Origin of the sequence: Amycolatopsis sp. NPDC088138 (assembly GCF_044741685.1) — a bacterium.
In the GTDB taxonomy this organism is placed as follows: domain Bacteria; phylum Actinomycetota; class Actinomycetes; order Mycobacteriales; family Pseudonocardiaceae; genus Amycolatopsis.
This window is the reverse complement of the sequence record NZ_JBIUTB010000002.1, coordinates 110,452-123,487: the sequence shown is the minus strand read 5'-3', so window position 1 is coordinate 123,487 and position 13,036 is coordinate 110,452. Positions and strand designations below refer to the sequence as shown.

Sequence of the window (13,036 nt, the reverse complement as noted above, 5' to 3'; positions counted from 1 at the left end):
CATCGAGGGGCTCCAACATGATCAAGCACACCATCCTCGGCGCAGCAGCCGCTGTTGCTGCCATCAGCCTGACGGCTTGCGGCAACCAAGCTCCGGTTCCGGCTGCCACGTCCGCAGCCGCGGCGGCTCCTGCCAGCGTTGCGCAGTCGTCGCCTGCCCCGACTTCCGCAGCGCCCGCTTACATCGCGAAGAAGGTCGGCGAAAAGGCGGGCATCACGAACACCGACGGGAGCGATGCCGTCGACTTCTGGATCACGAAGATCGCCCTTGATCCGAAATGCAGCCCATACTCCTCGCGAGAGGCGGGCAAGCACACCCTGCTCTTGGACGTGACCGTCAAGACTTACACCGACCACGACGTGGACAAGGGCGTCAGCGCGTTCAGCGTGCTGCCCGGTCTGATCAATCCGTACGCCTTTTCGACCACGGGCAGCGACGGTGTCACCAATCAGGCAGAGACCGACATGTGCATCATGCCGAAGGATCTGCCCTCGGCGTACGCACCCAATCGCACCTACACCGGCCAGATCGCGATCGGCACGACCGCGAAGAGCGGCACGGTTCAGCTGACCGATGGCTCCGGGATGTTCGGCCCGGGTGCGCACGGCTGGGAATGGTCGTACTGAAGTGAGCAGACGCTCTAACGCAGCGTGACCGACAAGGCCTGCGCGATCTCCTTGCCGATCGCATGGGTCGCCACCTCCGGCGGTGACCCCACCTTGACCACCATCGGCCCGCCGAACGGCTGGCGCTCCACGACCTCGATGCGTTCGCCCAGGTTGATCGCGTGTTCCGTCAGGTACCGCAGCAGCTCCGGGTCCGTGTCCCAGACCCGGACGATCTCGCCGACCGCGCCCGGCTCGAGGTCGTCCAGGATGCGGACCGACAGTTCCTCGACGCTGCCGTCCGCGGCCGGGATCGGGTCGCCGTGGGGGTCGCGGACCGGGTTGCCGAGCTTGGCCGCGATGCGCTCGACCAGCCTGTCCGACACCGCGTGCTCCAGCGCGTCCGCCTCGGAATGGACCTCGTCCCAGGTGTAGCCGAGCTCGGAGACCAGGTACGTCTCGATCAGCCGGTGGCGGCGCAGCACCGAGCGCGCGAGCAGCCTGCCGTCGGCCGTCAGCTCGATCCCGCGGTACGGCACGTGGGTGACCAGGCCGAGCTGGGACAGCTTCGTGACCATCCCCGACGCCGAGGACGGACTGACCTCCAGCCGTCCGGCGAGGGAGGTGTTCGTGACCGCCTCACCCCGCTCGACCAGGCCGTAGATCACCCGGACGTAGTCCTCGACCGACGAGGACCTCCGGACCGAACCATCTCCCATGCCGCATACGATACGGGGCGGCCTACTTTCTCGTGAAAGTCACGGCCGCCAGCGGTAGCGGATCCAGCCGGGCACGGGTTCCGCGCCGAGCTGGGCGTAGAACGCCTCGCCTTTCTCGTTGCCCGCCTGCATGTCCCACTCGACGCGCCCGCCGGTGCGGCGGGCCAGCTCGTCGAGCAGGGCGCCGCCGAGGCCGTGGCGCCGGTGCGCGGGACGCACGAACAGGTCGTCCAGCCAGATCCCCGGCTTGGCCTCCCAGGTCGAGAAGTTCCAGCTGCAGAAGGCGAAGCCGGCGACCGTGCCGGGCTCGTCGGGCGGGGTGGCGATCAGCACCCAGGCCTTCGGTCCCGGCCCGAACAGGTGCCCGCTCATCTCGGCGCGGTCCAGCTTGAGGTCGTGCTTGTCCTCGTAGACCGCGTGCTCCTCGATGAGCGTGCAGATCTCTTCGATGTCTTCGGCGACGGCGTCGCGGACGGGCATTTCGCCTCCCGTTTCTGTCGGTGGTGGTCGTTAGGGTCGAGCGCGGAGGAGGTGGTCGATGTCACCGGAGGAGAAATTCGAGGACCTGGTCGACGAGTTCACCGGACAGCCGGGCATCACGCCACCCGGCGCGACCGGCGGGTTCGGGCGCGGCGCCCTGCGCGCGGACGGCCGGATCTTCGTGATGTTCGTCCGCGGGCAGCTCGTGCTGAAGCTGCCGAAAGCACGCGTGGACGAGCTGGTCGAGGGCGGGCACGGGGTGCGCTTCGACGCGAACAAGGGCACCCCGATGAAGGAATGGCTGGCCCTGGCGGCGGACTCGCCGCAGCCGTGGCCCGCCCTGGCGAAGGAGGCACTCGAGTTCATCCGGGCGAAGTGAGACATCAGGCCTGGTAACGCAGTTCGCCGCCGACGGCGGTGGCTTGCACGCGCAGGTCGTCCAAAGCGGACTCCTCGAGCGGGGAGCCGGAGAGCACGGCGAAGTCGGCGAGCTTCCCGGGTTCGAGCGTGCCCAGGTCCTGCTCGGCGAAGGTCGCGTAGGCCGAGCCGTACGTGTACGCGCGCAAGGCCTGCTCCGGCGTCAACGCCTCTTCGGGTGCGAAGGGCGCGCCGGACGCCGTGCGCCGGCGCACCATGTCCGCGAGGGCGAGCAGCGGGTGGCCGTCGACCACCGGGCGGTCCGACGACGCCGGGAGCACGCAGCCCGCGTCGAGGACACTGCGCAGCCGGTAGCACCACGGCACGCGGGCCTCACCGAGCGCGGCGCGCATCCCGTCGCCGAGCTCGTTGACGAACCGGCCCTGCGGCGAGGCGAGCAACCCCAGCGACGCGAGCCTGGTCAGCTCCGCGGGCTGAAGCACCGCGCAGTGCTCGATGCGGTGCCGGTGGTCCGCGCGCGGCGAAGCCTTCAACGCGGCTTCGTACGCATCGAGGACAACGGTGATCGCGCGGTCGCCGATCGCGTGCGTCGCGATCTGCCAGCCGGCGTCGTGGGCGCGCCGGATCGTGCGGGCGATCTCGTCCTCGGGCACCTGGAAGTAGCCGCGGTTGTCCGGCTCGCCGTCGAACGGTTCGTGCATCGCGCAGGTGCGCCCGACCAGCGAACCGTCGGCGAACAGCTTCATCGGGCCGACGCGCAGCCACTCGTCGCCGAGGCCGGTGCGCAGGCCGAGGTCGAGGCCGAACCCGGCGCCGTCGGGCAGGTCGTGCAGCACGCTCGCCGCGACCATCACCGTGCTGCGCACGCGCAGCACCCCGCGGTCGCGCGCGACCTGGTAGGCGGCCAGTTCGGCGGGTGTCTCGCCGACCAGCCCGCCGCCGATCCCGGCCTCCTGGACGCTCGTGATGCCTTCGGACAGGTACCGCTCCGAAGCCCTGTCCAGGCCGCGGACGACCTGCTCCACCGGCGTCGGGTAGGTCAGCGGCCGCAGCAGCAGCTGGGCCTGCTCGCGCAGCAGGCCGGTGGGCGAGCCGTCGGCGTGCACGACGTCGCCGCCGACCGGCACGTTGTCCAGGTCCAGCTGGTCGAGCACGGCCGAGTTGACCACGGTCATGTGCCCGGACGTGTGCTTCAGCCGCACCAGCATCCCGGGCGCCGCGCGGTCCAGGCCGTGCCGGTCCGGGTGCCCGCCGGCGAGCTTGTTCTGGTCGTACCCGCTCCCGATCACCCAGCTGCCGGGAGGCAGCGACGCGGCCCGCGCGGCGACGGCGTCGTAGACCTCCTCGACGCTGCGGCAGCCGCTGAGCGGGACGTCGTCGAGCGCCATCCCGAACCACGCCATGTGGTTGTGCGCGTCGTGGAAGCCCGGCACGACGAACCCGCCGCCGAGGTCAACGCGGCTGCGCGCGGACACCCCGAGAGCGTCCTCCCCCAGCGCGACGACCCGGCCGTGCAGCACGGCGAGTGCGCTGGTCAAGCCCGTGCCCGTCCAGACGAGGGCGTTTTCGTAGACCGCATCGACCCGCATCTTTCAGAGGCTATCGATCGATCGATCGAACGTCTAGCATCGGCCTCATGCCCACCGTGGAGTTCGCCGTCGAGGACGGCATCGCGCAGATCCGGCTCAACCGGCCCGAGCGGCTGAACGCGGTCGCCGCCGTGCTGGTCGACGACTTCCTCACCGCTCTCGACGCCGCCGCCCGCAGCGACGCGCGTGTCGTCGTGCTGTCCGGCGAAGGCCGGGCCTTCTGCGCCGGTCACGATCTCAAGGAACCCACCCCCGCGGGTGATTCGCGGGCGCGCCTCGACCGGCTCCAGGACGTCACGCGGCGGCTGCGCGCGCTGCGGCAGCCGGTGATCGCCGCAGTGCACGGTTACGCGATCGGCGCGGGTGCCGAGTTCGCGCTCGGCTGCGACCTGATCCTCGCGGCCGAGGACGCGGTGTTCGCCTTCCCGGAGGTCTCGCTGGGCCTGAGCGTCACCGGTGCGGCGTCGCGACTGCTGCCGCTGCTCGTCGGCCCGCTCAAGGCGAAGGAACTGCTGCTGCTCGGCGAGCGCTTCGACGGCCGCAAGGCCGCGGAGCTGGGCATGGTCAACGCGGCCGTGCCCGCCGAGCAGCTCCAGGCCGAGGCGCTGAGCTGGGCGAAGCGGATCGCCGAGCACCCGCCGGCCGCCGCGGCGATGGCGAAGCGCGTGCTCGACACCCCGATCGACGTCGAGCCCGCGCTGGAGCTCGAAGTCAGCCACGCGCTGATCACCGAACACTCGGCCGCGGTCGCCGCGTCCACGGAGGCCTTCCGGAGCCGGACGTGACGCCCCTGGCCGAGATCGGGACGCTCGCCCAGCTCGTCACGCGCGCCGCCGAACTGTGGCCGCGGCGCACGGCCTGGATCTTCGACGAAACCGGCGAGCGGTTCACCTTCGCTCAGGTGGACGCCGAAACGTCGCGCATCGCCGCCGCCCTGACCGAACGCGGCATCGGTCAGGGCGACCGGGTCGCCGTGATGCTGCGCAACCAGCCCGCCTTCCCGCTGATCTGGCTCGGCCTGGCCAAGATCGGCGCCCTCCTGGTGCCGATCAACACGAACTACCGCGAGTTCGACGGCGCCCACGTCCTCCGCCACTCCGGCGCGAAGCTGGTCGTCGCAGCACCTGAGTTCACCGAGCTGCTCGACCGGATCAGCCTGGCCGAGGTCATCACCCCCGAAGCGCTCCAAACGGCACTTTCACGTGAAAGTGCCGCTTTCACACCGGTGCCGGAAACGCCGGTCAACATCCAGTACACCTCGGGCACCACCGGGGCCCCCAAGGGTTGCGTGCTGCCGAACCGCTACTGGACGACGCTGGCCGTCAGCCTCGCCACCGACTTCCCCGCCGTCGGCGAGGACGACGTCATCCTCACCGCGCAGCCGTTCCACTACATCGATCCACAGTGGAACGTCGCGCTGGGCCTGGCCGGCGGCGCCACGCTCGTCGTGCTGGACCGGTTCCACCCCAGCACGTTCTGGGCGAAGGTCCGCGAGCACGGCGTCACGTGGTTCTACTGCCTGGGCCTGATGCCGACGCTGCTGCTGCGCCAGGAGCCATCGGAGGCCGACCGCGACCACAAGGTCCGCGCGATCTGCGCGTCCGCGATCCCGCACGACCTGCACGCCGAGCTCGAGCGGCGCTGGGGTGTGCCGTGGTTCGAGGCGTTCGGGATGACCGAGACGGGCGGCGACATCCGGGTGGGGGCCACCGACCACGACGAGACCGTCGGCACCGGCTGCATCGGCCGGCCGAGCCGCGACCGCGAGGTGATGATCGCCGGCGACGACGGGAAGCCGTTGCCGCGCGGGGAAACCGGGCAGCTGCTGATCCGCGGGATCGGCCTGATGCACGGCTACCACGAGGATCCGGAGGCGACGGCGAAGGCGTTCAAGAACGGCTGGTTCTGCACCGGCGACCTCGCCAGGATGGACGACGCGGGCCGCGTCTACTACGTCGGCCGCACGAAGGACATGATCCGCCGCAGCGGCGAGAACGTCTCCGCCGACGAGGTCGAGCGCGCGCTGCTGCTGCACCCGGCGGTGCGGCTCGCGGCCGTGATCGCGGTGCCGGACGAGCTGCGCGGCGAGGAGATCAAGGCGTACGTCGTGTGTGACGGCGAACGTCCGGAACCGGCCGCGCTGGCCGCTTTCTGCACCGGGAAACTGGCCTACTTCAAGGTTCCCCGGTTCTGGGCGTTCGCCGACGAGCTGCCGCTGACGCCGTCGGAGCGCGTCGCGAAGGGCGAGCTGCGCAAGGTGGCCGACCTGCGCGCCGGCGCGTGGGACACGAAGGCGGAAGCATGGCTGTGAGCAGTCGCGACCGGGTGCGCGCGGCGGCGGTGAAGCTGTTCGCCACCAAGGGGTTCCACGGCACCGGCATCCGGGATCTGGCCCAGGAGGCGGAACTCTCGTCGGCGAGTCTCTACCACTACATGGGTACCAAGGAGGATCTGCTCGCGGAAATCATGCACACCGCGCTGACCCGCCTCCTCGACGCCGCCCGCGAAGCGACCGCCGGCAGCCCCGATCCGGTGCATCGGTTGCGCACGCTCGTCGCGTTGCACGTGCTCGCGCACGCGGTCGGCCCGGCGGAAACCCGCGTGGTGGACAACGAAGTCGACGTCCTGTCCCCGGCCGCGCGCGAACCGGTCGTCGCCCTGCGCGACGGTTACGAACGGCTTTGGGCCACGGCCATCGACGAAGGTGTGGCGGCCGGGGTGTTCCACACCGAACACCCGGCGGTGACGCGGCTGGCATTGCTGGAGATGTGCAGTGGCGTCGCGCGGTGGTATTCGCCGCGCGGCCCGCTGGCGCTGGACCAGCTCGCCGAGCACTACGCGGAGCTGGCGTCACGGGCGCTGGGCTGCACGTCATCGCCCGGTGTAAGCAACCTCGCACGGTGCCGGGAAATCGTCGCGAAAGAGTGGGGGCTGTCCGTTTAGCACCGCTTTTACCTGTGTACGCCTTGCTCAGACGGCGCGCGTGGGGGACGCTCGAAGGGTGACTGAGGAAACGATCCAACTGGAACTGGACGACTCGGGTCTCGCGCCGGGCCTCCCGACGCCGGCAAGCCCCCGCGATCAGGTGCAGGACGTACCCTACCGCCCGGTCGAGTTCCGCGATGACGATCTCCCCACCGCCCTGGAGCGGTGCTCCAAGTGGCTACGGCAGGCGCAGGAGTGGCTGGGCGAGCCCCTCGACGTCCTGGCCATCCACCTCGACTACGACGACCGCCAGGGTTCGCCGTACTACGACGTGAAGCTGCTGTGCAACGAAGAGGACCTGGCCGGCGTACCGATCGCCATCCGCAACAAGAAGTAGCACCGACGCCGCGAGGCCGCCTCCCGAAGATCCGGGAGGCGGCCTCGACTGCGTCCGGGGGTCCTCAGCCGAGCACGCCGCCGACCTTCACGTGCCCCTTGAGCAGGTTGCGCGCGATCGTGCGGCGCTGGATCTCGTCGGTGCCCTCGTAGATGCGCAGCAGCCGCAGCTCGCGGTACCAGCGCTCGACCGGCAGCTCGCGCGTGTACCCCATGCCACCGTGGATCTGCAGCACGCGGTCGACGATTTCGTTGGCCTTCTGGCCGCCGTACAGCTTCGCCATCGACTGCGCGTGCCGCGAGTCGACACCCTGGTCGACCTGCCAGGCGGCGTTGAGCACCAGCCAGCGCAGGGCTTCGAGCTCGACGCCGGAGTCGGCGATCATCCACTGGATGGCCTGCCGCTCGGCGATCTTCTGCCCGAACGTCTCGCGGGTGTTGGCGTGTTCGATGGCCATGGAGATCAGCCGCTCGCACGAACCGATCGCGCGTGCCGGCAGCAGGTAGCGGCCCTGGCCGATCCACTGCATGGCGAGCTCGAAGCCGCGGCCTTCCTCACCGAGGATCTGCGTCTCCGGGACACGGACGTCCTGGAAGATCAGCGACGCCGGGCCCCACTCGCCCATGGTGTCGATGTACTCGGACTTCCAGCCGGCCTCGCGGTCGACCAGGAAGCACGTGACACCGCCGTTCGCGCCCTTTTCGGGGTCGGTGATGGCGAAGACCATGGTGAAGTCGGCCTCGTTGCCACCGGTGATGAAGGTCTTCTCGCCGTTGATGACCCAGTCGGTGCCGTCCTTGCGGGCGGTGGTCCGGATGGCCTTGGCGTCCGACCCGGCGCCCGGCTCGGTGATCGCGAAGCAGGACTTGCGCTCGCCCGAGATGGTCGGCAGCAGGTAGGTCTGCTTCTGTTCTTCGTTGGCGTGGAACAGGATGTTGTCCGCGGCGCCACCGAAGCGGAACGGCACGAAGGTGCGGCCGAGCTCGGCCTCCAGCAGCGCGGCCATCACGGCGGACAGGCCCATGCCGCCGTACTCCTCGGGCGTGAACACGCCCCAGAAGCCGGACTCCTTGGCCTTCAGCTGGAGGTCCCTCAGCTCCTCGCCGGTGAGGCCGGGCTGGTGCGCTCGCTCGCGGCGCAGGACTTCCTGCTCGAGCGGGATCAGCTCCCGCTGGACGAACGTGCGGACCCAGTCGCGCACTTCACGTTCTTCGGTGCTGAGTGAGAAATCCATCCGAGCTGCTCCTCCGACACTGGCTAAGCGACCGCTTAGTCCGAGGGTACCTCCTGAGAGCGGGATTACCCCAGTCCTGTCCCCTAATTCGTGACAAGCGCTGCGGCGCCCGGGAGGATCGGGGGTGTGATGGAGATCGTCGTCCGCTGGTCAGCGCCCCTGCCCGCCGAGCCGCAGTTCCTGCGCCTGCTCGACGACGTCGAACAGGGCCGGTTCGCGGCGTACCGGCAGGACGCGGACAAGCGCCGCTTCCTCACCGGCCGCGTCCTGGCGAAGACGGTCACGGCCGAGCGCCTCGGCGTCCCGCTGGAGTCGGTGAAGTTCGACGCGACCTGCGAAGACTGCGGCAAACCGCACGGCAGGCCACGGATCCCGGGCGCGGACCTGACGTTGTCCATCTCACACTCGGGCGACCTGATCGGCCTCGCGGCCACCCCGGCGGTCCCGGTCGGCCTCGACGTCGAGACGGCCACCCGTCGCGCGGACGACGGCCTCATCGAGTACGCCCTGAGCCCGGCCGAGGCAGCACACCTGGCGGGCCTGCCGCCCGAGGAGAAGGCCGCGGCGTTCTTCGTCTACTGGACGCGCAAGGAAGCGGTGATGAAGGCCACGGGCAAGGGCCTGAAGATCCCGCTGCAGAGCATCACGTTCTCCCGCTACGACGAGCCGGCCCGCCTGATCACGTCGGGCGACCCGGCTTTGGACCCGGCCCGCACTCGCCTGACAGACCTCAAAGCCGCGGACGGCTACCGGGCGGCCATTGCGGTGCTGACCACCGACGAACTGTCGGTGACCGAGGAACACTGGGTCCCCTGACGAAGACCCGGAGCAGTGACCTTTGCCGGAGTTCGGTCCGAGCACCTCGCCGTCCGCCATCCGGTCGGCCCTGCTGCACTCGACATCGCCCGTGAGCAGCTGAGCCCGACCGACTTGGTCGAGACCCTCGCCTCGTGGAGCCGGGTGGCATGCAGGCCGACCCGGCCGCGCACCGGCGCATGCTCCAAGCCGCGGACCGGACCCTCCAGACCGGGCAAGCGCCGGCCGGAAGCCGGTCCCGTGCCGCCAAGCTGAGTCAGAGGCTGTCTTCCAGGCCCATCGCCGTCAGCAGGGTTCGGAACTTCGCCGTCGTCTCGTCCAGTTCCGCGCGCGGGTCCGACGCCGGCACGATGCCGCCCCCCGCGTAGAGCCGCATCGACGTCGACGCGATCTCGGCGCAGCGGATGGCCACCGCCCACTCGCCGTCGCCCGTGGCGTCGACCCAGCCGACCGCGCCCGCGTAGTAGTCGCGGTCGAACGGCTCCAGCTCCTGGACCAGGTCGCGCGCGCCGTCGGTCGGGGTGCCGCAGATCGCCGGGGTCGGATGCAGGGCCGCCGCGAGGTCGAGCGCGGTGACGTCCGGGTCGGCCAGCTCGCCGGTGATCGGCGTGCGCAGGTGCCAGATGGCCGGCGTCGTCACCAGCTCCGGCTCGGCGGGGACCTCCAGGGTCCGGCAGAACGGCCGCAGCGCCTCGACGAGGTAGTCGATCACCACGGCGTGTTCCAGCTGGTCCTTGCGGGACGTCCGCAGCGCCTCGCCGTTGGCGCGGTCGGTCGCCGGGTCGGCCGAGCGCGGCATCGAACCGGCGTGCGGGCTGGAGAACACCGTCAGGCCGGTGCGGCGCAGCAGCAGCTCCGGCGTGGCGCCGACGAGCGTCCGGCCGCCGGGCAGCTCGGCCGCGTACGTGAAGTGCCGGGGATTGCCGACGGCCAGGTTCCGCACGATGCTCTCGGCGGCCACCGGCGCGGCGAACTCGAGGTCGAGCGCGCGGGCCAGGACGGCTTTCCGCAGGTCACGCTCACGAAGAGCGTCGACGGCGGCGCGCACCGAAGTCATGTGCTGCTCGGGCGAGGGCACTTCGCGCACGCGTGACGGCGCGGGCAGGACCTCGCGGGGCAGCGAAGGAGCGCCTTCGGACCGGTGGACGGTCCGCGGCACGACCAGGTGACCCGGCACCTTCGTGTCGGGCCCGGTGTCGAACGGCAGGACGCCGACCGCCAGCGGAGCGCCGGTCTCGGCCAGCACACCCGGGATCACCGAGGCGAGCCGCCGGGGATCCGTCTCCGTGACGGTCCGGAGGGTGCCCTGCGCCAGGAGCGCGCGCTGGGCGGTCGTGAACAGGAAGTCGCCGCGCTGGTAGCGGGCGGCCAGATCAGCAACTGGGAGTTCTTCCACAGCTCCAGAGTCCCAGGATCCGGGAGATCCGCGAGGGAAGTGTCACGAGCGACACTCCCCTCGCGGTCAGCTCCTGGTGACGGGCTACTTGAGCGCGTCGATGAGCGCCTCGCGCTGGCGCTCGCCCAGGCCGGCGGCACGCCGGTCCGGGTCGATGCCGGCCTGCTCGAGCAGGGCGGCGACCTTCACCGCGCCGAGGCCGGGGACGGCCTTCAGCAGCTGGGTGACCTTCGTCTTCCCGATCGTCTTGTTCTCCTTGGCCTGCTTGAGCACCTTTTCGATGCTCTCCTTGCCGGACTTGATCGACGCGAGCAGCTCCGAACGCGCCTTGCGAGCCTCGGCCGCCTTGGCGAGTGCATCGGCGCGCTGCTCCGGAGTCAACGTAGGCAGAGCCAACGTAGTAGTCCTTTCCTCTCAGGTCTCCGCTTTCGCGGCCGACGGCTTTTTGCCGTGCTTGCTGCTGCAAGCGCTGCTCAGCCGTCTCTTACCACGGCCCCAGTAAACGCCACCGGGTTCTCCGCCGTGCAACCGACACGCACTTATTACCCCTGGAGGTGATGCCGGGCAACCCGCTCCGGCCTGCGGAAACGCTCCCAGGGAGGGCCCCAAGTGGCCTCTCTCACCCGGAAGTGCAGCCTCCACTACAGGCTGATACCGCGCGCATTTCCTTATATGCCAGGAAAACCGCAAGAATTGATGATCATGATCACCGTTCGGTCGTCGCGCGATCGGGCGACGACCGTGACCGAACGGAGCCATTGTTGACCATGCCCGCTTCACCCGATCCGCACTAGAGTCGGCCCAACCCCCGTTCACCGGCGAACACCCCCGGGAGTGACCATGTTGAGCACCATGCAGGACGGCCAGCTGTCGCTGGCGAACCTGCTCCGCCACGGCACGTCGGTGCACTCGGCGAGCGAAGTCGTCACCTGGACCGGTTCAGAAGCCCGTCGCGAGACCTACGGCGAGCTCGGCCGCAACGCCGCCCGCCTCGCGAACGCGCTCCGGAGCCTCGGCATCACCGGCGACCAGCGCGTCGGCACGTTCATGTGGAACAACGCCGAGCACCTCGCGGCCTACCTCGCCGTCCCGGCGATGGGCGCCGTGCTCCACACCCTGAACATCCGCCTGTTCCCCGAGCAGCTGGTCTTCGTGGCCAACCACGCCGAGGACCAGGTCGTCATCGTCGACGGCACCCTCGTCCCGCTGCTGGCCAAGCAGCTGCCGGAGTTCAAGACGGTCCGGCACGTCATCGTGGCCAACGGCGACGCGGCGTCGCTGCAGGCGCCCGACGGCATCCAGGTGCACTCCTACGCCGAGCTGCTGGCCGGCCAGCCCGACACGTTCGACTGGCCGGAGATCGACGAGCGCTCCGCGGCCGCGATGTGTTACACCTCGGGCACGACGGGTGACCCCAAGGGTGTCGTCTACTCGCACCGGTCGATCTGGCTGCACTCGATGCAGGTCTGCATGAGCGACAGCATGAACCTCGCCCAGCACGACAAGGCGCTGGCCATCGTGCCGATGTTCCACGCGATGGCGTGGGGCCTGCCGTACGCGGCACTGATGGTCGGCGCGTCGCTGGTGATGCCGGACCGGTTCCTCCAGCCCGCCCCGCTGGCCGCACTGCTGGCCGACGTCGAGCCGACGTTCGCGGGCGCGGTCCCGACCGTCTGGCAGGGCCTGCTCGCGCACCTCGAGTCGAACCCGCAGGACATCTCGCACCTGCGTGAGGTCGTCGTCGGCGGCTCGGCGGTGCCGCCGTCGCTGATGCACGCGTTCGAGGAGCGGCACAACGTCCGGATCCTGCACGCCTGGGGCATGACGGAGACGTCGCCGCTGGGCAGCGTCGCGCGCCCGCCGGCGTCCGCGACCGGCGACGAAGCTTGGCGCTACCGCTACACGCAGGGCCGCTTCCCGGCTTCCGTGACGGCCCGGCTGATCGGCGACTCGGGTGAGGAACTGCCCTGGGACAACGAAGCCGTCGGCGAGCTGGAGGTCCGCGGACCGTGGATCGCCGGGGCGTACTACGGCGGAGCCGACATCGACCCGGACAAGTTCCACGACGGCTGGCTGCGCACCGGCGACGTCGGCAAGATCAGCTCGGACGGCTACCTGACGCTGACCGACCGCGCCAAGGACGTCATCAAGTCCGGCGGCGAGTGGATCTCCTCGGTCGACCTGGAGAACCAGGTCATGGGTCACCCGGCGGTGGCCGAGGCCGCGGTCGTCGGCATCCCGGACGAGAAGTGGGACGAGCGGCCGCTGGTCGCCGTCGTGCTCAAGGAGGGCCAGAGCGCCACCCCCGAGGAGCTGCGCGAGTTCCTCAGCGACAAGGTCGCCAAGTGGCAGCTGCCGGAAAACTGGACCTTCGTGGACGAAGTGCCCAAGACGAGCGTCGGCAAGTTCGACAAGAAACGGATCCGCGCGTCCTACTCCGAGGGAAAGCTCGACATCTCACAGCTCTAACGGGTAAATCTCCGGCGTGCCTTTAGTT

14 protein-coding genes are annotated in these 13,036 nt (G+C 70.0%); 8 read left to right on the top strand and 6 right to left on the bottom strand.

The features are described 5' to 3' along the window. Nucleotides 1–17: 17 nt before the first annotated feature. Entirely contained in the window at nucleotides 18–626 is a 609-nt protein-coding gene (locus tag ACIOD2_RS08050) for a hypothetical protein (protein WP_400535692.1), read from the top strand. 14 nt (nucleotides 627–640) lie between these two features. Here the strand turns inward: ACIOD2_RS08050 and ACIOD2_RS08045 are convergent, their stop codons facing one another. Both ACIOD2_RS08045 and ACIOD2_RS08040 read right to left on the bottom strand, forming a co-directional pair. Continuing rightward, nucleotides 641–1,324 carry a metal-dependent transcriptional regulator gene (locus tag ACIOD2_RS08045; RefSeq protein ID WP_400535689.1) on the bottom strand — a complete coding sequence of 228 codons (684 nt, stop codon included), beginning with the start codon at nucleotides 1,322–1,324 and terminating at the stop codon, nucleotides 641–643. 39 nt (nucleotides 1,325–1,363) lie between these two features. Further along, a complete protein-coding gene (locus tag ACIOD2_RS08040; RefSeq protein WP_400535686.1) occupies nucleotides 1,364–1,804 on the bottom strand; it encodes a GNAT family N-acetyltransferase in 441 nt (146 codons plus the stop codon). Between the two features lie 58 nt (nucleotides 1,805–1,862). Between ACIOD2_RS08040 and ACIOD2_RS08035 the strand changes: the two genes are divergently transcribed. Further along, the gene (locus ACIOD2_RS08035; protein WP_400535683.1) at nucleotides 1,863–2,183 is read left to right on the top strand and encodes a hypothetical protein; all 321 of its coding nucleotides are present in this window, start codon (nucleotides 1,863–1,865) and stop codon (nucleotides 2,181–2,183) included. A gap of 4 nt (nucleotides 2,184–2,187) precedes the next feature. On the opposite strand, the gene ACIOD2_RS08030 is transcribed toward ACIOD2_RS08035, so the two are convergent. Beyond that, the gene (locus ACIOD2_RS08030) at nucleotides 2,188–3,771 is read right to left on the bottom strand and encodes an amidohydrolase (RefSeq protein ID WP_400535680.1); all 1,584 of its coding nucleotides are present in this window, start codon (nucleotides 3,769–3,771) and stop codon (nucleotides 2,188–2,190) included. 47 nt (nucleotides 3,772–3,818) lie between these two features. On the opposite strand from ACIOD2_RS08030, the gene ACIOD2_RS08025 reads away from it, so the two are divergent. Genes ACIOD2_RS08025 through ACIOD2_RS08010 form a run of 4 tightly spaced genes read left to right on the top strand, consistent with a single transcriptional unit; the run spans nucleotide 3,819 to nucleotide 7,093 of the window. After that, nucleotides 3,819–4,556 (top strand): enoyl-CoA hydratase/isomerase family protein, encoded by a 738-nt coding sequence (locus ACIOD2_RS08025; protein ID WP_400535677.1) that lies wholly within the window; start codon nucleotides 3,819–3,821, stop codon nucleotides 4,554–4,556. Further along, nucleotides 4,553–6,082 carry an ATP-dependent acyl-CoA ligase gene (locus tag ACIOD2_RS08020; RefSeq protein ID WP_400535673.1) on the top strand — a complete coding sequence of 510 codons (1,530 nt, stop codon included), beginning with the start codon at nucleotides 4,553–4,555 and terminating at the stop codon, nucleotides 6,080–6,082. Before ACIOD2_RS08025 ends, ACIOD2_RS08020 begins: the two co-directional genes overlap by 4 nt. Further along, the gene (locus ACIOD2_RS08015; protein WP_400537939.1) at nucleotides 6,079–6,714 is read left to right on the top strand and encodes a TetR/AcrR family transcriptional regulator; all 636 of its coding nucleotides are present in this window, start codon (nucleotides 6,079–6,081) and stop codon (nucleotides 6,712–6,714) included. Before ACIOD2_RS08020 ends, ACIOD2_RS08015 begins: the two co-directional genes overlap by 4 nt. Nucleotides 6,715–6,772: 58 nt before the next feature. Further along, nucleotides 6,773–7,093 (top strand): hypothetical protein, encoded by a 321-nt coding sequence (locus ACIOD2_RS08010; protein WP_400535671.1) that lies wholly within the window; start codon nucleotides 6,773–6,775, stop codon nucleotides 7,091–7,093. Nucleotides 7,094–7,157: 64 nt separating this feature from the next. Here ACIOD2_RS08010 and ACIOD2_RS08005 read toward each other — a convergent pair whose 3' ends face one another. Further along, a complete protein-coding gene (locus ACIOD2_RS08005) occupies nucleotides 7,158–8,327 on the bottom strand; it encodes an acyl-CoA dehydrogenase family protein (protein ID WP_400535669.1) in 1,170 nt (389 codons plus the stop codon). A gap of 129 nt (nucleotides 8,328–8,456) precedes the next feature. On the opposite strand from ACIOD2_RS08005, the gene ACIOD2_RS08000 reads away from it, so the two are divergent. Then, the gene (locus ACIOD2_RS08000; protein ID WP_400535666.1) at nucleotides 8,457–9,143 is read left to right on the top strand and encodes a 4'-phosphopantetheinyl transferase family protein; all 687 of its coding nucleotides are present in this window, start codon (nucleotides 8,457–8,459) and stop codon (nucleotides 9,141–9,143) included. 256 nt (nucleotides 9,144–9,399) lie between these two features. Here the strand turns inward: ACIOD2_RS08000 and ACIOD2_RS07995 are convergent, their stop codons facing one another. Beyond that, entirely contained in the window at nucleotides 9,400–10,539 is a 1,140-nt protein-coding gene (locus ACIOD2_RS07995) for an isochorismate synthase MenF (RefSeq protein WP_400535663.1), read from the bottom strand. 84 nt (nucleotides 10,540–10,623) lie between these two features. Next, nucleotides 10,624–10,935: an integration host factor, actinobacterial type gene (gene mihF / locus ACIOD2_RS07990; RefSeq protein WP_026468624.1), complete on the bottom strand. Its 312-nt coding sequence runs from the start codon at nucleotides 10,933–10,935 to the stop codon at nucleotides 10,624–10,626. A gap of 444 nt (nucleotides 10,936–11,379) precedes the next feature. Between mihF and ACIOD2_RS07985 the strand changes: the two genes are divergently transcribed. Next, the gene (locus tag ACIOD2_RS07985; protein WP_400535659.1) at nucleotides 11,380–13,008 is read left to right on the top strand and encodes a long-chain fatty acid--CoA ligase; all 1,629 of its coding nucleotides are present in this window, start codon (nucleotides 11,380–11,382) and stop codon (nucleotides 13,006–13,008) included. Nucleotides 13,009–13,036 lie beyond the last annotated feature (28 nt).